At 50.5% G+C, this 22,428-nt stretch carries 16 protein-coding genes and 1 tRNA gene; 8 read left to right on the top strand and 9 right to left on the bottom strand.

Annotated features, from left to right (window positions below; all coding sequences use genetic code 11):
- Positions 1-481: 481 nt before the first annotated feature.
- The 5 genes from hemN to JIN82_RS06220 form a co-directional block, all read right to left on the bottom strand.
- On the bottom strand, positions 482-1,840 hold the full coding sequence (gene hemN, locus JIN82_RS06240; protein WP_234041811.1) for an oxygen-independent coproporphyrinogen III oxidase: 1,359 nt from the start codon (positions 1,838-1,840) through the stop codon (positions 482-484).
- Between the two features lie 158 nt (positions 1,841-1,998).
- A complete protein-coding gene (gene ispF, locus JIN82_RS06235) occupies positions 1,999-2,475 on the bottom strand; it encodes a 2-C-methyl-D-erythritol 2,4-cyclodiphosphate synthase (RefSeq protein WP_200310773.1) in 477 nt (158 codons plus the stop codon).
- Between the two features lie 12 nt (positions 2,476-2,487).
- Positions 2,488-3,186 (bottom strand): metal-dependent hydrolase, encoded by a 699-nt coding sequence (locus JIN82_RS06230; protein WP_200310772.1) that lies wholly within the window; start codon positions 3,184-3,186, stop codon positions 2,488-2,490.
- Between the two features lie 96 nt (positions 3,187-3,282).
- Positions 3,283-4,104: an FKBP-type peptidyl-prolyl cis-trans isomerase N-terminal domain-containing protein gene (locus JIN82_RS06225; protein WP_200310771.1), complete on the bottom strand. Its 822-nt coding sequence runs from the start codon at positions 4,102-4,104 to the stop codon at positions 3,283-3,285.
- Between the two features lie 328 nt (positions 4,105-4,432).
- Positions 4,433-5,722, bottom strand: coding sequence for a pyruvate dehydrogenase complex dihydrolipoamide acetyltransferase (locus JIN82_RS06220; RefSeq protein ID WP_200310770.1), 1,290 nt, complete (start codon positions 5,720-5,722; stop codon positions 4,433-4,435).
- Between the two features lie 221 nt (positions 5,723-5,943).
- On the opposite strand from JIN82_RS06220, the gene JIN82_RS17570 reads away from it, so the two are divergent.
- From JIN82_RS17570 to JIN82_RS06195, 5 genes are all read left to right on the top strand, one after another.
- Positions 5,944-6,585: a trimeric intracellular cation channel family protein gene (locus JIN82_RS17570; RefSeq protein ID WP_200310769.1), complete on the top strand. Its 642-nt coding sequence runs from the start codon at positions 5,944-5,946 to the stop codon at positions 6,583-6,585.
- 181 nt (positions 6,586-6,766) lie between these two features.
- Positions 6,767-8,344, top strand: a complete 1,578-nt coding sequence (locus JIN82_RS06210) for an ABC transporter permease (RefSeq protein ID WP_325099476.1) — start codon at positions 6,767-6,769, stop codon at positions 8,342-8,344.
- Between the two features lie 13 nt (positions 8,345-8,357).
- Positions 8,358-9,278, top strand: coding sequence for an RDD family protein (locus tag JIN82_RS06205; protein ID WP_200310767.1), 921 nt, complete (start codon positions 8,358-8,360; stop codon positions 9,276-9,278).
- A gap of 193 nt (positions 9,279-9,471) precedes the next feature.
- Complete coding sequence (locus JIN82_RS06200) at positions 9,472-10,914, top strand: sulfatase-like hydrolase/transferase (RefSeq protein WP_200310766.1); 1,443 nt, start codon at positions 9,472-9,474, stop codon at positions 10,912-10,914.
- Positions 10,915-11,047: 133 nt separating this feature from the next.
- Positions 11,048-13,006, top strand: coding sequence for a DUF455 family protein (locus JIN82_RS06195; RefSeq protein ID WP_200310765.1), 1,959 nt, complete (start codon positions 11,048-11,050; stop codon positions 13,004-13,006).
- A 77-nt stretch (positions 13,007-13,083) separates the two neighbouring features.
- On the opposite strand, the gene JIN82_RS06190 is transcribed toward JIN82_RS06195, so the two are convergent.
- From JIN82_RS06190 to JIN82_RS06180, 3 genes are all read right to left on the bottom strand, one after another.
- Positions 13,084-14,184 (bottom strand): PEP-CTERM sorting domain-containing protein, encoded by a 1,101-nt coding sequence (locus JIN82_RS06190; RefSeq protein WP_234041810.1) that lies wholly within the window; start codon positions 14,182-14,184, stop codon positions 13,084-13,086.
- Positions 14,185-14,568: 384 nt separating this feature from the next.
- Positions 14,569-16,329: a phosphoenolpyruvate--protein phosphotransferase gene (gene ptsP / locus JIN82_RS06185; protein WP_200310763.1), complete on the bottom strand. Its 1,761-nt coding sequence runs from the start codon at positions 16,327-16,329 to the stop codon at positions 14,569-14,571.
- 183 nt (positions 16,330-16,512) lie between these two features.
- Complete coding sequence (locus JIN82_RS06180; RefSeq protein WP_200310762.1) at positions 16,513-16,779, bottom strand: HPr family phosphocarrier protein; 267 nt, start codon at positions 16,777-16,779, stop codon at positions 16,513-16,515.
- A gap of 417 nt (positions 16,780-17,196) precedes the next feature.
- Between JIN82_RS06180 and JIN82_RS06175 the strand changes: the two genes are divergently transcribed.
- The 3 genes from JIN82_RS06175 (at position 17,197) to JIN82_RS06165 (ending at position 21,012) form a co-directional block, all read left to right on the top strand.
- A tRNA-Leu gene (locus JIN82_RS06175) sits at positions 17,197-17,278 on the top strand.
- Positions 17,279-17,484: 206 nt separating this feature from the next.
- On the top strand, positions 17,485-18,933 hold the full coding sequence (locus JIN82_RS06170) for an SLC13 family permease (RefSeq protein ID WP_200310761.1): 1,449 nt from the start codon (positions 17,485-17,487) through the stop codon (positions 18,931-18,933).
- Between the two features lie 573 nt (positions 18,934-19,506).
- A complete protein-coding gene (locus tag JIN82_RS06165; protein ID WP_200310760.1) occupies positions 19,507-21,012 on the top strand; it encodes a PhoH family protein in 1,506 nt (501 codons plus the stop codon).
- 85 nt (positions 21,013-21,097) lie between these two features.
- Here the strand turns inward: JIN82_RS06165 and JIN82_RS06160 are convergent, their stop codons facing one another.
- Positions 21,098-22,216 (bottom strand): phosphoserine transaminase, encoded by a 1,119-nt coding sequence (locus tag JIN82_RS06160; protein ID WP_200310759.1) that lies wholly within the window; start codon positions 22,214-22,216, stop codon positions 21,098-21,100.
- Positions 22,217-22,428 lie beyond the last annotated feature (212 nt).

Raw genomic sequence — 22,428 nt, 5'->3', positions numbered from 1 at the left:
GCTGCTTGGAGAGATAGTCAGCTGCTTGGAGAGATAGTCAGCTAGGGGAGTGGGGTGTCTAGCTGGGATAGGGGAGGGAGTTTTCAGTTTTCAGTTTTCAGATCGCAAGCGAGGATAGGCAGCTGCTTGGAGAGATAGTCCGCTAGGGAAGTGGGATGTCTAGCTGGGATGGGGGAGGGAGTTTTCAGTTTGTAGTTTTCAGACCGCAAGAGAGGATAGCCAGCTGCTTGGAGAGATAGTCAGCTAGGGGAGTGGGCTGTCTAGCTGGTATGGGGGGGGGGAGTTTTCAGTTTGTAGTTTTCAGTTTGTAGTTTTCAGTTTTCAGATCGCAAGCGAAGTTAGTCAACCGCTGAACGCTGAACACTGAACGCTGAACACTGAACACTGAACACTGAACACTGAACACTGAACACTGAACACTGAACACTGAACACTGAACACTGAACACTGAACACTGAACACTGAAAGCTAACAAACTAGCCTAAACCGTCTTTGAGTATTTGCCTTTACCTTCAGCTAGGTAGGCGTCGAACTTCATGGCGATGTTGCGAATGAAGAGTGTGCCCTGCTGGGTGATGGTGAATTTATCATCTTCCAGCTGGATGAGGCCGTCGTCTTGCATTGGCTTGAGTTCTTCGAGCTCGCGGTCGAAGTGAGCTTTGAAGTCGATGCCGTGTTCTGCAGACTTCGCTGCGTAGTCGATTTCTAGGTGACACATGAGGCTCATGATGATATCGCGGCGCAGCAGGTCGTCGTCGTTGAGGATGAGGCCTCGCTCGATAGGCAGGCGGCCTTCGTCTAGAGCGGCGCAGTATTGGTCGAGCTCTTTGTAGTTTTGGCGGTACGAGCGAGCTGTCTGGCTGATAGAGCTCATGCCAAATGCGCAGATTTCTAGGCCAGCGTGGGTGCTGTATCCTTGGAAGTTGCGCTGCAGAGTTTTATTTTTGTGCGCGATGGTTAGAGGATCATCTTGAGCCGCAAAGTGGTCCATACCGATGTAGTGGTAGTCGGCACTTGTTAGCGTGCTGATGATGCGGCCGAGCATTTTGATTTTTTCATCTGGCTCAGGCAGTGTTTTGGCTTCGAGGATTTTCTGAGCAGGCTTGATCCATGGCACGTGAGCGTATGAGAATACGGCGAAACGAGTAGGTGCGTAGGCGATGGCTTGGTCTAGCGTTTCCTGAAATGTTTCCGGTGTCTGGAATGGCAGCCCGTAGATGAGGTCCATGTTGATAGAGCTGATGCCAGCGGCTCTGAGCCACTCTAGCACCTGCACGTTTACCTCATGTGGCTGGACGCGGTTGATGGCTTTTTGCACTTCTTCGCGGATGTCTTGCACGCCGATAGATGCGCGGTTGATGCCGAGTTCTACAAAGGCGTCGAGACGCGCTTTGTCGAGTGTACGCGGGTCAAATTCAGCGCTCATTTCAGCATCTGGAGCAAATTCAAATCTCTCGTGGAGGAACTTGGAGAAGCGCAGGATTTGAGCTGGGCTGAGGAAGTTAGGTGTACCGCCGCCGAAGTGGAGCTGGTGGACTTTTCTGCCCTCAATGCTAGGCAAGAGCAGGTCGATTTCCTTTTCTAGATAGTCTAGGTATTGGTCGGCCCTATCTTGCTGGGTGCTGATGATGGTGGTGCAGCCGCAGAACCAGCAGAGCTTGCGGCAGAAGGGAATGTGAAAGTAGAGCGAGAGCGGGCTGCGATCTTTGGCTGGCTCAGCGGCGAGCTGGGCTGTCGGGCATGAATCTGCAAAGTGAGGCGCTGTAGGGTACGAGGTGTAACGTGGCCCCGGCTGGTTGTATTTGCGGATGAGATCGAGGTCTGGGATGAGAATAGACATAGGAATAATCGGCGCTAGCCGCTGTACTTACGGAAATGATACATTCACGAGGATGAGATGCGCGTTTATTAACTGCCTAGATCTTGCCATCCATCGTGCGGATTTTGGGTGAATCGACTAGCGGGCGGCTGGCTGAGCAGCGCCCACTGTAGCCGGAATTATTTGATTTCCACCAGCGCATTGGCGAGCGCGGCGATGCCTTCTTTGCGACCAACAAATCCCATGGTTTCGTTGGTGGTGGCTTTGATGCCAATTTGCTCTGGGGTGATGCCTAGAGCGTCTGAGATTTTGATTTTCATGGCGGCTGCGTGCGGCAGGACTTTTGGGCACTCAGCGATCATGGTGGAGTCTACGTTTTGGATTTCGGCTCCTTTTTCCGCACAGAGTTCACGGCATTTGGCGAGGATATCCAGCGAGCAGATGCCTTCGATGGAGGCGTCTGTAGGTGGAAAATAATGGCCAATGTCAGGAAGTCCGAGGCAGCCGAGGATGGCATCGGCGATGGCGTGGCAGAGCACGTCGGCATCTGAGTGGCCAGCGAGCCCTTGGCTGTGAGGGATTTCTACGCCGCCGAGAATGAGTGGGCGGTTATCTGCAAATTGGTGAACGTCGTATCCGATTCCAGTGCGAAACATGATGTGGTGATGTTAGTGGTATTGGGCGTGAAGGCCTATGGTTTCACCGATTTCAGGCAGGTGTAGCTTGATGTCGGCTGAGTTGAAGATGCGTGTTGTTTGCTCGCGGTCAATGGCAATCGGCGGAAAGGTGTCGTAATGCAGACCTAGCACGTTTTTCACATTCAGCCAGCGGGCGCAGCGCGAGGCGTCTTTGGCTCCCATGGTGAAGTTGTCACCAATGCACAGGGCGGCCCAGTCGATGCGCTCGTATTGCTCGAGCAGCAGCTTCATGTCGTAGTGCAGGGCGGTATCGCCAGAGTAGTAGAAAGTGCCGCGCTCAGACTCGATGACAAAGCCACCTGGGTTGCCGCCTGAGTTGCCGTCAGGCAGGGTGGATGAGTGTACGGCATTGACGTAGCGTAGGTTGCCAAATGGGAAATCGAAGCAGCCGCCGTGGTTCATGGCGTGTGAATTGTCGATGCCCTTATGCTGGTACCATGAGACGATTTCGAAATTGGAAATGAGCTTGGCGCCGGATTGTTTGAGAATGGTTTCGGCGTCAGCTAGGTGGTCTTCGTGGCCATGGGAAATGAGCACGAAGTCGGGGTTGATCTCGGCGATGTCAATGTGCTCAGCATTGGGGTTGGCGGAGATGAATGGGTCAAAGAGAAGTTTGTGACCTGAGATATCAACGAGGAAGCAGGAGTGACCGTAATAGGTGATATGCATAACAAAATAAGGCTGTTGGTACAGTTACCAACAGCCTTAAGGAAAATAGGACATCTTGCAACGATGAACGTTACAAAATGAGATTTAGCGAGTTGCTTATTCAGCAGCTGGCTTAGGTACTTCGATAGCAGGAGTTGTTGCGCTAGCAGCTGGCTTTGCTTCTGGCTTCACGATCTCAATGAGCTCGAGGTCAAAGATAAGTGTGCTGTTTGGCTGGATAGCTGGACCTGCACCGCGCTCACCGTAGGCGAGGTCTGCTGGGATGAAGAGCTTCCACTTAGCGCCAACAGGCATGTTTGTAAGAGCTTCTTTGAAACCTGGAATCACTGCGAGAGGCATTGCGAATGGCTGACCTTCTGGTGATGCGTCAAACTCAGTACCGTCGATGAGTGTACCACGGTAGTTTACCATGAAGCGTGTGCCTTCGTCAGCGCCACCTTCTGGTGCTACGTACTTCTCTTCGCCACCTGGCTTGATGATTTCGTACTGGAGGCCAGACTCAGTAGTGATGATGCCTTCCTTTTTCTTGTTCTCTTCGAGGAATTTCTGACCAGCTTCGAGGTTTTCAGTAGCCATCTTGGCTTGCTCTTCAGCAGCGCGTGCTTGCATCTTGGCTTGGAATGCCTGCATTGTCTGCTGCATTTGCTCTTCGCTAAGCTTAGGCTCTGTGCCTGCGTAGCCTTCTCTGAATGCAGCTACGATAGCGTCCGCATCGAGGTCTTCAGGTGTGAGGCCGCCTTGGGCAAACTGTGAACCGAAGCTGTGGCCGATGATGTATGATGCGTTAGCCTTGAGAGTGGCTGCGTCAATAGCTGGTGCAGGAGCTGCTGGTGCAGCAGGAGCTGCTGGTGCGTTTTGAGCTTGAGCGAAACCGATTCCAGCTAGGCCAGTGATCAATGCGATAGTTTTGATTTTCATAAAATTGATAATAAGTATTACGAGATGAGGGAAACTAGGGAGCACAGGATCGTTTGTCCAGATGCATTTTTCCTATAAAACAGCGATGCCAATGTGCAAATATTTTTAAGAGAATCTATGCTAATTGGCAACAATGTGTGATTTCAATCCATTGAACCGAGCAATTGATAATCTAGCATGTGTTTGCTTGAAGCCCATAGGGCACAAGGCGCCAATCTGATAACAGATTTTGTTATGTTAGTTTGGTGGGAAGGGGAATCTACGCGAGCAAAAAAATACGCCTTCTCGAGAAATTCGAGAAGGCGTAGATAGAAATTCTAGCTGGCTATCAGATCAGCATGAGCGCTGGGTTCTCAATCAGCTTCTTAATGTTGCTGATGAACTGAGCGGCTACAGCGCCGTCTACCACGCGGTGGTCGCAGCTTACGCCGATGTCCATGCGCAGACCTGGAACGATCTGACCATCCTTAACCACTGGCTTTTCTACGATAGCGCCGGCGCTAACGATGGCTGCTTGTGGTGGGTTGACAATCGCATTGAAATCATTGATTCCCCACGCGCCTAAGTTAGACAGAGTGATGGTGCCGCCGTCAAATTCAGCTGGCTTGAGTTTGTTCTCACGAGCGCGTCCAGCCATGTCCTTGATCTCTTTAGAAATCTCGAGCATAGATTTTGACTGAGCATTTTTCACTACTGGAGTGACGAGACCGTCATCCACAGCAACCGCTACAGAGAGGCCAACGTTAGCAAACTGCACGATGCTGTCACCATTGTAGGCAGCATTCACAGCTGGCACGGCTTGGCATGAGTTGATGATCGCTTTGACAATGAAATCATTCACGGTGTACTTGTTGCCGTGAGTTTGCTCAGCTTGAGCATTGATCTGCTTGCGCAGCGCCATCATTGGAGCGGCGTCACATTCTACGTGTAGGTAGAAATGAGGAATGGTTGTCTTCGAGGTGAGCAGGCGATCGGCAATGATGCGACGCATGCTAGAAAGTGGTGTCACTGTGTCCTCTGGACCAACGTGTGGCATGATAGCTGGTGACGCTGGAGCTGCGGCTGCTGGCTGGGCTACTGGAGCTGCTGCAGGTGTCGCCGCAGGTGCTGGTGTAGCTGGCGCTGCAGAAGCACCATCGAGGTCAGCTTTGACAATGCGACCGCCAGGGCCTGAGCCTTGCACAGTAGCGAGGTCGATTCCTTTAGCTGCGGCAATCTTGCGAGCTAGAGGAGAAACTCTGAGGCGGGAGCCATCTTCTGAAATTGGTGATACTGAGGTGGGAGCGGCTGATGGTGTAGCTACTGGCTCAGCTGGAGCTGCAGTTGGGCTAGCTGGCGCGGCAGCTGCTGCTGGAGCAGGTGCATCACCGGCTTCTTCGCCGTCTTCGAGCATGATAGCAAGAACTCCGCCTACAACGACTCGAGATCCCTCAGGCATGACGATTTCTACAAGAGTTCCTTCGTCAAAGGCTTCCATTTCCATGGTGGCTTTGTCGGTCTCGATCTCGGCAACAATGTCACCAATCTCGATTTCATCACCAACTTGCTTGCACCATTTAACGAGTGTGCCTTCCGTCATCGTGTCGGAAAGCTTTGGCATTTCGATATTAATAGGCATAGGAGAAAATAAAATTAAATTTGCGTAGCGCATTCATCGGGCATGCAATCGCATATCGCAAGCTCGAATATCAATTTTGGCCAAGGAAATCGCAAGGAAAGAGCGATTTCATCAGCTAGCGGGGTGAATACGTGAGCAGAGCTTGCCGCTGTGGCTAGAGAGAATATCTTGCTCATCTTTTGAGCATTCTTTGCCCTCGGGTTGACTAATGAGGGGAAAATGTGCATTTCGCCGAGGTGGAATTTGTTGATATTGTTGAGTTTGCCGCGGTGGTTGCTTTTGCAGTCTATGGCATCATCCGTGGCGCTGAGCGCAAGATGGACGTTGTCGGTCTGTTTGCGGTAGCATTTATGGCAGCATTTGGCGGTGGTACCGTGCGCGATTTGGTGCTCAACCGTCAGCCATTGTTTTGGGTGGAAAATAGTCACTATACGGTAGTGGTTTTCTGGCTGGCTGTGTTTGCTTCCTTTTTCCCGCGCCTGCTGGTGAAGTGTGAAAAATACCTCGTTTTCCCCGATGCGCTGGGGCTCGGGTTGTGGGCGATTGCTGGCACCGTGTATGCGCAGGAGGCTGGAGCTAGCTCATTCATCTCGGTGCTGCTTGGCGTAACTACCGGTACCTTTGGCGGTGTGCTGGCTGATATTATCTGTAATAAAGTGCCAACGATTTTCCGCAAATCCAACATCTACGCAACCTGTGCCTTTGTGGGCGGGTATTTATACCTCGGGCTGCGGGCGATAGATCTAGCTGAAAATGCAGCCATGTTGATTTCTATCACCGTGACCGTGGTGCTGCGTCTGCTGGCGGTGCGCTACAAAATCATCCTGCCGCAGCGTGAGTATTATGAGGGCGACGAAAAATGACCTGCTTAGCTGACGCGCTCGAGCAGCTAGCTGGCCGCTGATCGCAGCGCTTTGTGATGGACAATCCAGCTGGAAACACAGACCTTGTCGCCGAACTTCAACTCTTTACAGGCTTATTAAAAAGAACTTCAGTCTTCTGCTAGCGACTCGCTATTTAAATCCGCTGCGCACCCATGCCTCGGTGATCACCTTGATCTCTCTGCTAGGCGTCGGTTTGGGCGTGATGGTGCTGGTTGTGGTGATGTCGGTTTTTGGTGGCTTTGAGAAAATGGTCTACGAGCGCGTGCTCTCACACACCGCCCATGTGGAGGTGCGCATGACTAACTGGGCCGCCGTGCCAGATGATCCGGATGCCGAGATCAGCCCTGTAGTAGCTGAGTGGCGTGGTATGCAGAAGCGGTTAGAATCTCTGCCAGGTGTCACCAGCACCTATGCCATCGTGCAGGACTACGCTATCATTGAGGATGCTTATACTCGAGCTATACCATTGCAGGTGCAGGCGATAGATACGGATGATGATGTCCAGCTGGCAGCTCTCGCCGAGGTGATAGAAGCTGGCGACGCCAACATGGGCGTGGGGGATGTTGCGGTGATATCTTCTCTTGTAGCGAAAAATTTAGACCTACAGGTGGGCGACTCTATTCAGGCTCTATCCAGCCGCAACTTGAAAAAAGTGAAACCGATTCTCGAGAGGTTAGATGCTCCGCCAGCCGCTGAGTCATTCCAGCCAGAGATTGAATTTATCAAAACCAGCCTCAACAAGGCGAAGGTAGTAGACGGTGAGCTGGAGATCTATCAGCTGAATGATCTCATCCCTATCAATGGCACTGCACAAATGCTGGCAGACAACCCTCTGCTGCGTGAACAGGAAAAGCAGGTGGTGAATGATTTCCTCGATCTTCTTTATCGTGGTGATAGAGACAGCGATGAGGATCCTGAGAGACGTTTTCCTGCGGGAGCAACAGCTGAGATGGTGACAACTTTAGACCAGCTGGCTGATGTGGATATTGATCAAGCCACGCTGGATGAAATCAAATCTTCAACCGACTTCATCCTGCCTAAAGACCTTGAGGTGATTGGTATTTACACCGATACACCACACGCGCCAGGTCCTCCTCTCATCATTCCTCTACCAGTTGGCCAGTCGCTCTTTGGCATGGGGGACATGGTACAGGGCATTGGCGTGCGCATGGAAAATCCAGCCCTAGCTGAGCAATTTGCTAGAGAAGTAGTGGATCCAGCTATCGCTGATAGTATGTGGGTTGCTTCCTCGTGGATGCAGCGCTACCAGCAGCAATTTGGCCTGATCAAAATGCAGCGCATCATGCTGAGCTTTGCCTTATTTTTCATTGTGATGGTTTCCGCCTTCTCCATCTCAGCGGTGATGTTCACCGTGACGATTCAGAAAAAACGTGAGATCGGCGTGATGAAGGCGCTCGGTGCGACACCATTCCAGCTAGTAAAGGTATTCCTCTATCAGGGATTGATTATCGGCTTCATAGGTACTCTGCTAGGAGTGATCTCTGGACTGCTGGTGATCTGGAACCGCAAGCCAATTCAAGGGCTGATGGAAAAGGTCGGCTTCGATCCATTTCCAGCTGACTTCAATGGCTTCACGGATGGGCTGCCAGCTGAGATCAACTCTATCGAAATCGTCGTTATCAGCGTGATTGCCTTCCTCATGTGTGTGGTCGCTACCATCTTCCCGGTGATTGGCGCTGCCCGTAGTGACGCCGCTCGCTCGCTTCGCAACCAGTAATTTACCAACTAACATGCAAGTTTGGGTATTAAAAGACGGCGAAAAACAAGGGCCAATGGAGACCTACCAAGTGGTGGGGAAAATCCAGCGCAATGAATATTCAGCTGAAGATTTAGCGTGGCACCGCGGATTAGACAAATGGATGCCGCTCGCTGAAATGGGCGCCTTCTCGTCGCATTTCATCAGCCAGCCAGATGGGATCGACTCAGGCGAGGGTGAGTTCGACGATCAACCGTCATTAGATCCCTATCGTGAAATTCTAGCGAAGAAAGGGCCGCCAGCATTACCACAGTCACCACGGCTGATGCGTCGATTTTGGGCGCGCTGGTTAGACCTCATCATTTACATGACGATGGTGTCCGGATACATCTACTTTGCTGATGTGGACATTGTCACTTACTATCAAGAGCCTAGTGAAATGCAATTGTTCTTGCTGCTGCCGTGGTTTGTTATTGAGGCGGCGCTGCTACACATGTTTGGCACCACGCCGGGCAAAGCCATTTTGGGCATCAAGGTGCTCGCTGACGATGGCAATCGTTTGGGTATCGGCGCTGCTTTGTTACGATCTGTGCGCGTCTGGGTGATGGGCCTAGGCATGGGCATGGGCCCAATTTTTGTCATCGCTCTAATCGTTTCGTATTTTTTCACCAAGAAGTTTGGTTATGCCATCTGGGATTTGCGCGCGCGCACCCAAGTCCATGGAACTAACATCGGGCCAGCTCGTATCGCTGTTTATGTGGCCTGTCTATTTCTGGTGGGTACCGTGAATGGCATACTTGCCGAACCGTGGTCACAACAGATGATGAAGGAAATGCTGCCTCCCGAGGTGTACAAAAAATACGAGGAGGCGCTCAGAGCAAGCCAACCAGCTGGGCATACTGAGCCAGCTGAGAAATCCGATCCAGCTGAGAAATCCGATCCAGCTGAGAAATAGCGGCGATTGTTAGTTGGCTGTAGCTAGTTGATGTTAGGTTCTAGCTGCTGCTGATATATTTCGTTTTTTATCCATGTCTGCGAGTTTGTTTTCGTGTATAGGTGTGGGATAGTTGTCTTGTTGTATTACAGGTATCTATCTTATTCTATTTGAACTCTATCCGAGCCCCGTACGTCGGAGGCGAGATACAATTATGAAGAAACGAAACCAATTTTTCTCTGCCGCATGGGCTGCCTCAGCCTGTGCTTGTGTGATGAGTGCTCCGCTGGCGACTTCGCTAGATGCTGCAGACAAACCAAACATCATCGTCATGATTACTGACGATTTGAACTACGAAGCCTATAGCTATACAGGCAACGAGAATTTAAAAACTCCACACGTAGATAAGCTGATAGAAGACGGTGTGTTTTTCCGCCAAGCCTACACGACTCACGCTGTCTGTGCGCCATCGCGTGCTGGATTGATGACTGGCCGTTATCAAGCTAGATTTGGTTATGAGACTCTAACGGGTAATACCGAGGAAGCGGCAAAATTCGATCGTGGGGTAGATACCAAAGAGGTCTTCATTTCAAATATTCTTAAAGATGCTGGTTACACGACAGCGGCAATTGGCAAGTGGCACCTTGGTGTAAATGAAAAGTATCAGCCTAACGCTCGTGGTTTTGACTACGCTTTCAACTTCCTAGGCGGCTGTAGCTACGACAGGTGGGATGGCCTACGTGAGAATGGCAAGCCGGTAGATGGCTCTGGCTACACCACAGACGCCCTTACTGATAGAACGCTATCATTCATCGAAGAAAATAAGGACAAGCCATTTTTCATCTACTACGCGAGCTTCAACGTGCACAGCCCGTATACAGTTGATCCGAAGTACCTACCAGAGGGCGCAACAGTCAATAAGGTGAGAAAGCCAAAGGAAGTTAGTGGTGAATACGATGATCTGCAAAAGGTCTACGATGGCATGATCACAGCCTTTGATGTGCAAGTAGGTAGAATCAACAATAAGCTAGAAGAGTTAGGCCTAGCAGAGAATACTATCGTGGTGATCACTAACGATAATGGCGGCACCAAGATTCGTCCTTGTAAGCAGTTTTCTGGTCATAAGGCGACCTACTACGAAGGTGGAGTTAGAACTCCATTTGCCATTAAATGGCCAGCTCAGCTGAAGGCTGGAACTGTAGATAAAGATAATGTGATTTCTAACCTAGATCTGCTGCCAACTCTAGTAGCAGCTGCTGGAGGCAAGCTCCCAACAGATCGCGACATTGACGGGGTGAACATTTTGCCAGTTCTCAAAGGGGAGTCAAAGATAGCCGATGACCGTCAGCTATTCTGGCGTGCTGGCTCAGGCAGCTTCACTCGTAAGGGGAAATACAAACTGCACTGGCCGCTCAACCGCAAGAAACACGCTGAAGCCTATCTTAAGCTCAAAGGTAAAAAGCAAGGACGTGAAGATCCGCCACTATACGATCCAGCTAACTACGATGCGCCTTTGTTATTTGATCTCAGCGTAGATGAAAAAGAGCAGAACGATATTGCAGCCCAACATCCTGAGATTGTTCAGCAGTTGTGCAAAGATCTTGAGCGCTTTAATACCTTTAAAGAGACTGATAAAATCCAGGGCTCAGGGAAGTAGTTTGTTTCATTGAATTTATTAGGCTCTTTGGTTGTCCTGCTACCAAAGAGCCTTTTTTGTTTTTAGCTGGCAAATTTTCTAGCTGGCTGGCGAATTGGCTAGCGATTTCCAGCAAACGCTTTATTTTGCCTGCATGCAGATGCGCGAGGCAGCCGAGAGGATTTTGATGGCGACCACTCTGGAGGAGAAGTTAGAATTACCGCCAGAAATTGCCATGGACGACCAGCCTGGCAAGGCGTGGAAAACACCGGAGGCGCCGGGACGACCCGCCGAGCTGCGCATTTCAGATAAAGGTGTGCGGGCTGATTTTCCTGGCGTGAACCGTATGGACGAAGATAGCGAACGGGGGAAAATGATGCACTTCCTCTGCAACCACGAATTGATGGCTGCTGAGCTCATGGCATTGGTTCTGCTGAAATTTCCCGACGCGCCCAAGCAATACCGCGCTGGTGTGTATGAGGCGATGCGCGAAGAGCAAATGCATACGCTGATGTACATGCGGCGCATGCGTGATTGCGGCATTGAGTTTGGCGAGCTGCCTGTGAATGATTATTTTTGGCGACTAGTGGCTAACATGGAAACGCCTATGGATTTTGTCACTCGGTTAAATCTCACATTTGAACAGTCTAACTTAGATTTCTCAAAACACTACGCAAAGCTATTTCGTGAAGTGGGCGATGGCGGCACAGCGGCTGTGTTAGAGAAGATTTATTTGGATGAAATCAATCACGTTGGTCACGGCGTGAAGTGGTTCCGTAAATGGAAGGCGCAGGGGCAGAGCGACTGGAATGCATTCAAAACCTATCTGCAATTTCCGCTAGCGCCAGCAAAGGCTAAGGGCATGGCGCCATTTAATGCCGAGGGGCGTAAGCTAGCTGGATTGGATGAGGATTTTATTCGCCATCTAGCTGTGTGCGAGCAGTCACGTGGACGCACGCCAGTAGTGCATTGGTTCAACCCAAATGCCGAATCGTACGTAGCTGCGGCAGCTGGCGGAGGCAACTATCAGCCAAACAAGATGGAGCTAGCGTTAGAGAAAGACCTCCAGCTGATATCTCTGGCGCTGAGCCGCAAAGATGATTTAGTTCTAGTAGATGAACTGCCAGCAGTTAGCCATCTTGAATCGCTTCAGCTAGCTGGCTTTGATTTGCCTGAATTTGCGACGCTGGAAGATTTACGCGAGCGTAAGTTAGGTGGGCTACGACCATGGGCGTGGTCGCCAGATGCGGTGAAATATTTAGCTCCGCTGGCAGATCAGGTTTCAGATAGTGTGGACTTCCAGCTGCAGGATTCTGTACCAGCTGAGTATTTCTCTAAACAGATGGGCGTAAAGCTGCTCACGGCGCTCGGTGATCGTTCAGCTGGAGTTGTTATTGATCGTGTAGACGTGGACGAGTTAGATCAACAGCTAGCTAGTTTACAAACTATCTCGCCAGCAGGCATCTTGCTGAAATCTGACTATTCAAATGCTGGACGCGGTCATCGATTGTTAGTTGATGGTAAACTGGCTGAGGCAGACCGCCGCTGGCTAGAATCTCAGCTGAAAAACCACGGGGCCGTGGTCGCCGAGCCGTATCTGAACAAGGTTTGTGATTTCTCAGTACAATACGAACGTGATACTGCTGGCTGTGTGCAGTTGGTCGGCATGACGCATGTGCTCAATGATAAACAGGGGCGATTTTTGGGCTGCCGCGTGCTGCCAAAATGGGCATCTGGATTAGACCCAGAAGTGGCTAAGTTTTTATTCAGTGAGGCGAAAATTGAGTCACTCTATCGTGAGCAGTTAGCTGAAATACTCGCTAGCCAGCTGGATGGGTATGTTGGCCCGCTAGGTGTAGATGCCATGGTCTATCGAGATCTAGACGACCGACTACAGCTACGTGCTGTGGTGGAGCTCAACTGTCGTGTAACGATGGGGCGTGTAGCTTTGGGATTGATGAAAAAATCAAATCAAGCAGGCGTCTATCGAATCCTTCGTAAGGCAGCACTGGCTGAAGGGGAGTTGGATAAGATGATCCAGGTTGGCGCTACTTGCCTGAATGACCCAAGGCAGGCGAAGGCGTTCATTGGCATTTGGCAGCCCGTTAGCTAGACCACTTTTCTGCTAAAAGAAAAAAAGCTGGTGAACCATGATAGATTCACCAGCTGGCGGAAAGCTTATGAGCTATTTTAGCGGCGACGGCGTCTCAGCGTAGCTGCAGCAGCTCCAAGCCCAAGCAGTGCTAGTGAGGTTGGCTCTGGGATTTTGTCGGACACGGTGATCGTCCAGCTGTTGCTGTCGCGGTCAATGATCCACTCGAGGCCATCTTCTAGCTTAGGCAGTGTGATAGAGTCGAAATCTCCAACAATACCTCCATCAGCTTGGAATAAGGTGTAGCTGTCTCCTGATTTAAAGTCGCCAGTTCCTAGCGTATTAATCACTAGATTGCCACCTAGTGTTAGTTGACCTTTGATTTGGAAAACGTCACTGAGATCCGTTCCTAGCTCTACAGTCATTCTCACATCACCGCCGCCAAAGATGACATTGAGGGCGCCGGTGCTGGTCTGTACAAATGAACCCAGACCGCCTGATCCATCAGCATTAGCTCCTATCGTTAGGTTTTGAACGGTGAGTGTATTTTCAGTGCTGCCACCGGAAAAAAATCTACCGCTACCGCTGAGGTGGTTGATGCTAGTATCTTTCTGTACATCGAGAGCTTGGCCAGTCATGCGTAGCGTTGCATTCGAGAGATCGGCTCCCTGCAGGCGCACGCCGGTGGTAGAGCTGGTCATGGTGATGGTGCCATAGATGGTCGCGCCGCGGTTATTGTCATCACCTCCTTCTAAGTTTAGGTGGGAGATATTTCTAACTTCAAAATCACCATAGACGTCTAAATTGCGGCCAAATGACATGTCTTGTTTTGGGTCATTAGGGTCTCCCTGGATAAACGAATTGATGGTGATGCTGGTATTTGTCGCACTATTGTTTTTGCCCAAGATGCGGAACATCCCACCCTCACCAGCTAGGGTATTGAGGCGCGTGATGCTGTTGACCACGATGTCTTGGTTGACGTTTACTCCTCCATTTTTATCGATGTAAAAAATGGCATCATTACCGTCTTCCCAAGTAGCGTCCTCACCAGTTTCTGAATCCGTCCAGCCGCCGCCATTTTGGATCCATGATAGCCAGTTTCTTTGTTCGTCCTCGCTGCCGATTACTAATGCAGCGTGTGAAAGAGCCATGCCTGTGGCATAGCAAGCCAAGCCTGTGAGTATAGATTTATTGTTCATTGTGCTATTGGTTAGCCATAAACAGCTGGGGATTAGAATCAGCTAGTAAATGGATTTACACTTCAATTATAAGTGTAGGACAGGCGGGGCTCTCAAGGCTAAGCTCAGACTAACAGTCGGATAAACGCATGAGGTAAACGGTTGTATCTCATTCTAACTAAGTTGCTTAGATGTTGGTGTTAGCAGATCTTGTATGAGATTTTTTTTTACTGCCTCAGAGCCGCTCTAAACTGGCTATCAAAGGGTAAGACACACTTTTTCAAAAAAAAGCAGCTAAGCTAACAGTTGTATTAAGCACAGGGAAATCAGCTGTGAATACGGGCACTAGGAGCCAGCTGGCTGGAGATGCAAGCTAGCTGCGATGGGCGATGTCGCAAGTCACTATTATTCAAACAAACGCGGGTAGGATTTCATCGCTAGATCTTTGGATAAGGATAAAATTTCTGGGCTGGATGACGCGCGCAATGCTTCGTCAGCCATGGCTGAGCATTCGGCATGTGACAGCGAACGCACCGCTTGTTTGATGCTCGGAAGCTGGTGTGAGCCGACAGATAGTTCTTCGATTCCTAGGCCGATGAGTAGTGGTGTTAGGTCGAGATCAGCAGCCATTTCTCCACACACGCCGGTCCAGATGCCATGGTTGTAGGCGGCATCGACGGTCATCTTGATGAGGCGGATGACAGCTGGGTGAGTTGGTTTGTAGAGGTCAGCCACGTATGGATTTACGCGGTCAACGGCTACGGTATATTGGATGAGGTCGTTAGTGCCGATAGAGAAGAAGTCTACCTCTTTGGCAATTTCGTTAGCCATGAGAGCGGCAGATGGAATTTCTATCATCACGCCGATATCGATATCTTCGTCGAAGTCGATGCCTTCTTTATCGAGCTCGAGCATGCATTCATCGATGATTTTTTTAGCGCTTTGAACTTCCCGCAGTCCAGAAACCATGGGGAACATCATGCCGATTTTTCCAGCGGTACTCGCTTTGAGAATGGCGCGGATTTGTTCTTTGAACATCGCCTTTCTAGCTAGAGAAACGCGGATGCCGCGCCAGCCGAGAAATGGATTCGGCTCGTTGTGAGTGAGTGGTTCAGCTGAGAGTTTATCACCACCGGCGTCGAGCGTGCGGATGATGGTTTGGTGTGGGCGCATGGCTTTGGCCACACCGGTGTAGACGCGAGCTTGCTGCTCGGAGTCGGGCAGTTCACCGCCGTTGAGCAGATAGAATTCGGTACGATAGAGGCCGATGCCTTTGGCGCCGGACTTTTGCACTTGTGGCAGCTCGTTGATGAATTCGATGTTAGCTGCTAGAGTGATTTCGCGCCCATCAATGGTGGTAGTTTCGCGGTCGCGCAGTGATTCTAGCTCGTTTTGTAGTTTGAGTTTTTGCAGCTGGCGCTCGCGGTAGATAGAAATCGTTTCGGGTTCTGGGTTGAGGATTAATTTTCCAGAATACCCGTCTAGAATGCAGAATGAAAGTGTCTCTACTTCCATCATGGCGCGGTTCAGTCCGACGATACTTGGGATGCCGAGTGAGCGAGATAGGATGGCTGTATGAGAGTTGATGCTGCCTTGCTCGGTGGCAAATCCTAAGACCTTTTTGCGGTCCATTGTGGCGGTGTCTGATGGGTTCAGATCGTAAGCAACGATGATATGGCTGTGGTCTGGGCGGTCGCTATTTTCCTCAGTTTCTTCTTCGAAATTGCGCAGTACTCGCTGACAGATGTCATCGACGTCTGACGCCCGCTCTTTGAGGTACGGGTCGTTGATGCGGCGCATCGCTTCGAGAAAATTTTGCATCACCGCGTAGAATGCGTATTCGGCATTTTGTTTGCGGTTGGCGATGGCGTCTTTGACTCTGCTCAGCAGGGTATTATCCTCTAGCGTCATCAGGTGGGCTTCAAAAATCTTGCCTTCACCTTCGCCTGAAAGTTGTTCAATTTTGGTTTGCAGCTCGTCGATTTGGATCTTTGTTAGTTCGAGCGCGCGCTCAAACCGTTGCTGCTCGGTAGCCACATGTTGGTCTTCAATTTCATACACCTCAGGGGCGGAAAATCCACGGGCGACACAATGCACTGGAGCGAAGGCGATTCCTGGTGAGGCAGGTGTCCCTTGAATGATGATTTCTTTTTTTCTCTCAGGCATGCGGCGTTATCTTGCAGAGAATTAACCGCTGGGTCAAAGGCGAATATATGACAATTTGCAAAAATCCTCTAGTTTTTTGCGAATTATGCATGGATATAGGCAAAAAAAATCGGCACTTGGTAGAAGTGCCGATCGTCATTGAGCTGAATAATCGAGCTGGCTCGTCGCCAGTGCCGGTGAATTTTAGTTTTCTTCAAAGTTGCGTTGGATCAGATCTCCAAGCGCTTTGAGAGCATCATCCGCTTGATCTCCATCAGCGGTCACGAGCAGCACAGATCCGTGTCCAGCTGCCAGCATCATTAGGCCCATGATGCTTTTGCCGTCCGCTTCTTCACCGTCTTTTTCAACTACGATATCGCACGGATAGGCGCTGGCAGTTTTTACAAATTGGGCGGCAGGACGGGCATGGATTCCCAGTTTGTTGTTTACGGTAAATTCGCAGCTTGGCATGATGATGGATCAGTTATTAATGATGACTTCATAAAATATTAGTAAATAGGCATGCATGGGGGAAGGTAAAATTTTGGAAATTTACTTCTATGATCAAGATAACTGTTTCCGCTGATATTTAGCTGACGATAATTCAATGACTTAGATTTTTTCATGGCGAGCTACTTATGAGTGAGCTGCGACGATGTTGTCGTTGCTAGTTAGGCTCAGCGGCACGCTTAGCTAGATGATGTGGGCTATGCGCTGGCTAGCTCGCACTGGGATCTGGTGAGAAATTTCTTTTATTCAGGTGACTGCAAGCTGCTGATCAACAAGCTTTTGTCGTGACTTGTGTCGACTGTCTGAAAAATTCATGAAGAAAGGGGATTGCCAAAAATAAAAATTCTGCTTTATTGGCGCCGCTCTACGCCAAAACAAGCCGAGATGGTGGAATTGGTAGACACGCTAGATTTAGGATCTAGTGCCTTCGGGCGTGCAGGTTCGACCCCTGTTCTCGGTACTTTTTGTTTCGATGCGTAGACTATTTTATTTAGCTGCTAGTAAGTAGCTGTTGGGCACAATTGTTTGCTTAAGCCATATAGGTTTTTCCCCATTGTCGAAACCTGTGCATATTTTGCTTTTGCGCCGCTTGATGTTGTCATCACGAGACTTTTCTGGTCTAGGGTTAGTATGCAACTAGATACAAGGGCACGGGCTGCCCGAATAATGGGGGAGGTTGACCACACCGTGATTCGTGGTCTGGTAAAAATTGCATTATGTGCTTTGGTGGCGTGGTTAGTGGCAATGTGGGCTCACAGCGGCGCGCCGATGTTTGATAACCTAAGTAATGCTGGTAGAACCACATTATGGATTATGGTTTTTGCTGCGCTGATGTGGATTACCGAGGCGATTCCAGCTTATGCGGTGGCCTTGTTAGTGATGGGCATGCAGATTCTCATTCTTGGTAGGCCCGGTGGTGTTTTTGCAGAAGCTGGCGATACCCATGCTTGGCAAGCCTTTGTGCAGCCATGGTCTAGCCCGCTGATGTGGCTCTTTGTTGGTGGTTTCACTCTAGCTATTGCGGCTAGCAAAACTGACCTGGACCAAGCGATTGCGATGCGGGTATTGAAACTTTTTGGAACCAAGCCTGCTGCGGTGTTAGCGGGTTGTATGACGGTGACCTTCGTCTTCAGTATGTTCATGAGTAATACGGCTACGGCGGCTATGATGATTGCTGTAGTGGCTCCTGTAGCTCGTGCGCTGCCAAAGGGGGATCCATTTATCAAAGCTCTCTATCTGGGGATTCCTGTTGGAGCTAACATTGGTGGTATGGGCACTATTATTGGCTCGCCGCCAAATGCGATTGCTGCGGGTGCATTAGAGGCTGCTGGACATTCTATCAGCTTCCTTGGCTGGATGCAGTACGGCTTGCCACCAGCTCTTTTGTTAGCTGTGGTCGGTTGGTATTTCCTGAAAAAACGCTACCCGTGCGAGCAGGAATCCATCGAGCTCAAAGAGGTGGAGAAAAAGGAGCTGGAAGAAGAAGCTCGCAACCCATACTCAATGCTGCACCGCCTCATGGTAGGTATCATCTTTGTTGCTACAGTGGCATTGTGGATGACTGAGAAGTGGCACAAGATGCCAAGTGCGGTGGTTTCCTTTATTCCTATTGTTGGGCTCACTGTGACTGGTGTTCTAACTAGTGCGGATGTACGTAAGCTTCAGTGGGACGTTCTCTTGCTGCTGAGTGGTGGTTTGTCGCTCGGTGTCGCCGTTGCTAAGACCGGTCTAGCAGCATGGTTTGCTAGCTTGTTGCCTGTAGGTCTAGCAGTTTGGATTCTGGTGATTGTTGTTTGTTACCTTGCGGTGGCTCAGTCTAACTTGATGAGTAATACCGCTACCGCATCGATTCTCATGCCTATCTGTATCGGTCTAGCATCTGGTGACCCGACGATGATGGCTGTGGCTGTGGCGCTGTGTTGTTCATGTGCAATGATGCTGCCAATTTCCACCCCGCCAAATGCGGTGGCTTACGCAAGTGGCTATCTAGAAACTCGAGACTTTATCAAGACGGGGGTGATGTACGCTCTCTTGTCCCCGCTCATTATCTATCTCTGGGTCGCGGTTTCAGGTAGCCCTGATTTATGGAAAGTCATTACCAGTTTTTTAACATAATAATTTGTTGGCCATAACAGCTGGCGGGGGCTCCGGTCCTCGCCAGTATTTTTTTGCCCAACTGGCTGGAGTAACTTCTTATTTCCATTCCCACTTCGTGGGATTTTCTTGTTAGCGGGGCTACCGTGGGGGGCGGTCGCAGGCTCCCTTACCCACGGCTAAAGTCTGTAAACCCTGCGGGTTTCGTATGGCTATAATATATGGATCGTTAGATTGGGTCAGTTAGCTGGAGTAGACGCGACGTTATTTTTCAGCTAGCTGGAGTAGCTGTTAGCCCGGCGGGCTGGAGGATTTTAGCCGTGGGTCAGCGAGCTCAGCGAGTGCAACCCACGGAGACGTTTCGTTAGTATGGTCTGCCGAAGGCAGAATGGAGGCTCTGAGGGCGGGGCCAATTAGCTGTCTCAGATTTGTGTTGCTTGATGTGGAGATTTTGTGTGATGATTTAATTAACTTAAATAATTATATCCGTCGCGTATGTGCGCGTGGATTGGTTGGTTCTTTGTGACAGGGAGTGTTAGCCATTTCAGCGGGTGCAGACGCATCATTAATCACTAACCAGCCAACTCTAACGCCATGACGGCCCCAGTCCAAACGAACCTATTTGAAGAAGCCTCACAGTCTAAAAAGAAGAAGATGAAAAAGCCCAGTATCAGCGAATACGGGCTGAAAGCTCCGTCGCAAGTAGCCAAGAATTTTGTGCTGGATACCAATGTGCTGCTGCATGATCCCGGATGCCTTGGGCGGTTTAAAGATAACCATATTTGTATTCCGGTTGATGTGTTAGCCGAGCTGGATCGCTTCAAAAATGAACAATCCGAGCGCGGGGCCAATGCGCGACAGGTTCACCGCAAGCTCACTGAGATGTTTTCGGTTAGCTCTAATGTGACTCACGGCGTGGCGACTGATGGTGGTGGTAGTGTTAGGCTGGTGATTTACGATCCAGATTTTTGTGAAAAGAACTCGTCGGCGCTGGCGCAATTTTTGCGAGTATTTCCCGATCATGAACGAGTCGATCACCGCATTCTAGCAGCTAGCTTGTTGCTGATGGAGTATAACTCAGCGCCAGTGGTGTTAGTGACAAAAGATCTAAACATGCAGCTGAAGGCACGCGCGGTGGGCATTGTCTGTGAGGATTACCTCAACGACAAAGTTGAGCCGCAGGAGGTGACCAGCTACGATCTAGCAACGATTGATGTGGATGGCAGCGAGCTGCAGAACTTTGCTAGCTCGGGCGATTTAGAAGTCGAGCCTGAGCGGGTATCGAACATTGTGCTCAATCAATACGTGATGCTGCGCGCTGGCGAGAAGCAGACGATGCCTGGCCGCTACGATGGTGACAATACTATCGTTAGGTTACAAATTCCTGATGTTTTGAGAATCCCCGACGGTCATCATTTGAAGCCGCTGAATCTCGGTCAAAAGTGCCTGATAGATGCTCTGATGAATCCTAAGATTTCCTGTGTGACCTGCTACGGTCAGGCGGGTACGGGTAAAACATTGGTGGCGGTGGCAGCTGGTTTGCACGAGATGTTCAACCGCCAATACACCGGGCTAACAGTGAGTCGCCCAGTGGTGGCAATGGGTGACCAGTTAGGATTCTTGCCCGGTGGGCTGGATGACAAAATGCGCCCGTGGCTGCAGCCGATTTACGATGCGCTAGATTTTCTCATGCAGCCGGCGACGCAAAAAGGCCCACGCCGCAAGCAGGGGAAAAACCAGCCACAGGGAGGAGACCCATTACGCAAGCCATACGATGAGATGCTAGAGCAAGGGGTGATAGAAATTGAAGCGCTTTGTTATATCCGCGGGCGCTCTATTCCTAATCGATTCTTCATTCTCGACGAAGCCCAACAGCTGACGCCGAAGGAGGCTAAAACCATCGTCACGCGTATGTCAGCGGGCTCTAAGTTAGTCTTAGTTGGTGATCCAGCGCAGATTGATAACCCGTACGTCGACAGCCGCAGTAATGGTCTGGTGTACACCCGCAACCGTCTGAAAGGTCAGCCATTTGCCGCGCACATCGCGCTGAGTAAAGGCGAGCGTAGCCCGCTGGCTGAAGCGGGTGCCCAGCTGATGTAGCTAGCTGATAGGTAGAATTTCTCAGCCAAAGAAAAAGCCTCTAAGCGATTTGCTTAGAGGCTTTTGAAATTTGTTGTTGGAGTGATTACCCTTTGACCTGCTCGTAGGCCCAGTCGAGCCAAGGCACGAGAGCTTCGAGGTCTTCGGTATTCACGGTAGCACCACACCAGATGCGTAGGCCAGCTGGCGCGTCGCGGTAGGCGCCGATGTCGTAGGCGGCTTGCTCGCTGTCTAGCAGCTTGACCATTTGCTTCACTTTATCAGCTTCTAGCTGGAGGCTGAGGCAAACAGAAGTGGTTGAGGCGGTAGCAGGATCTACAGCGAGGTTGCTCACCCAGTCGCGCTCAGCGATGAATTTCTCGATCACCGCAGCGTTGCTGTTAGCGCGAGCGATCATAGCTGGAAGACCACCGATAGAGTCGGCCCAGTCGAGGGCGTCGATGTAGTCAGCCACTGCGATCATGGATGGTGTATTGATCGTTGCGCCTTTGAAGATGCCTTCGATGAGAGAACCACCTTTAGCGAGCGTGAAGATTTTTGGCAGCGGGCGATCAGCTGTGAATGACTCCAAGCGAGCTACTGCGCGTGGGCTGAGGATGACGATGCCGTGGCCACCTTCGCCGCCGAGCACTTTCTGCCATGAGTAAGTGGTGACGTCTAATTTTTCCCAAGGAAGCTCCATGGCAAATGCCGCTGATGTGGCGTCACAGATGGTGAGGCCTTCGCGCTCAGCGCTGATCCAGTCGCCGTTAGGTACGCGCACGCCAGAGGTGGTGCCGTTCCATGTGAATACGCAGTCGTTAGCTGGATTGACCTGTGAGAGGTCTGGCAGTTGGCCGTAGTCAGCAGTGATCTCGTTGACGGTTTCCAGCTTGAGCTGTTTGGTGATGTCGGCAAACCAGCCTTTGCCAAATGATTCCCAGTGGCAGACGTCCACAGCGCGCTCGCCGAGCGCACTCCAGAGGATCATTTCCACAGCGCCAGTGTCTGAGGCAGGAACGATGCCGATGCGGTAGTCGTCAGGGACACCAAGCACCTTGCGGCTTTTATCAATAGCCTCTTGAAGTACTTTTTTGCCAATGGCTGAACGGTGTGAGCGACCGAGGCAATCCGTGTTGAGGTTTGCTAGGCTGTATCCAGGGCGCTTTGCGCATGGACCAGATGAGAAAAAGGGTCTTGCCGGTTTGGTGGTTGGTTTAGCCATAATCTGAATGATGTTGCTTACTCGAAAATCGATGCGAATTAGCGATAAGTTTACTCTGCCGCTTCGTCAAGGGTGGGTTGAATTTATCTTCGAAATTGGCTGTTTAAGAATGTTAAACGGCGATTGGGGAAATGGCGTGATTTGGCTGGTCTAGCTGGCTTGTTAGCGAGATTGATTTAAACGCATTTTTGATCTTGAGGCTATGGTGTGAC

The sequence above is a fragment of the Persicirhabdus sediminis genome (assembly GCF_016595495.1).
Classification (GTDB): Bacteria; Verrucomicrobiota; Verrucomicrobiia; order Verrucomicrobiales; family Akkermansiaceae; genus Persicirhabdus; species Persicirhabdus sediminis.
Note: the sequence above shows the minus strand (reverse complement) of the source record. Positions and strands in the feature narration are given on the sequence as shown.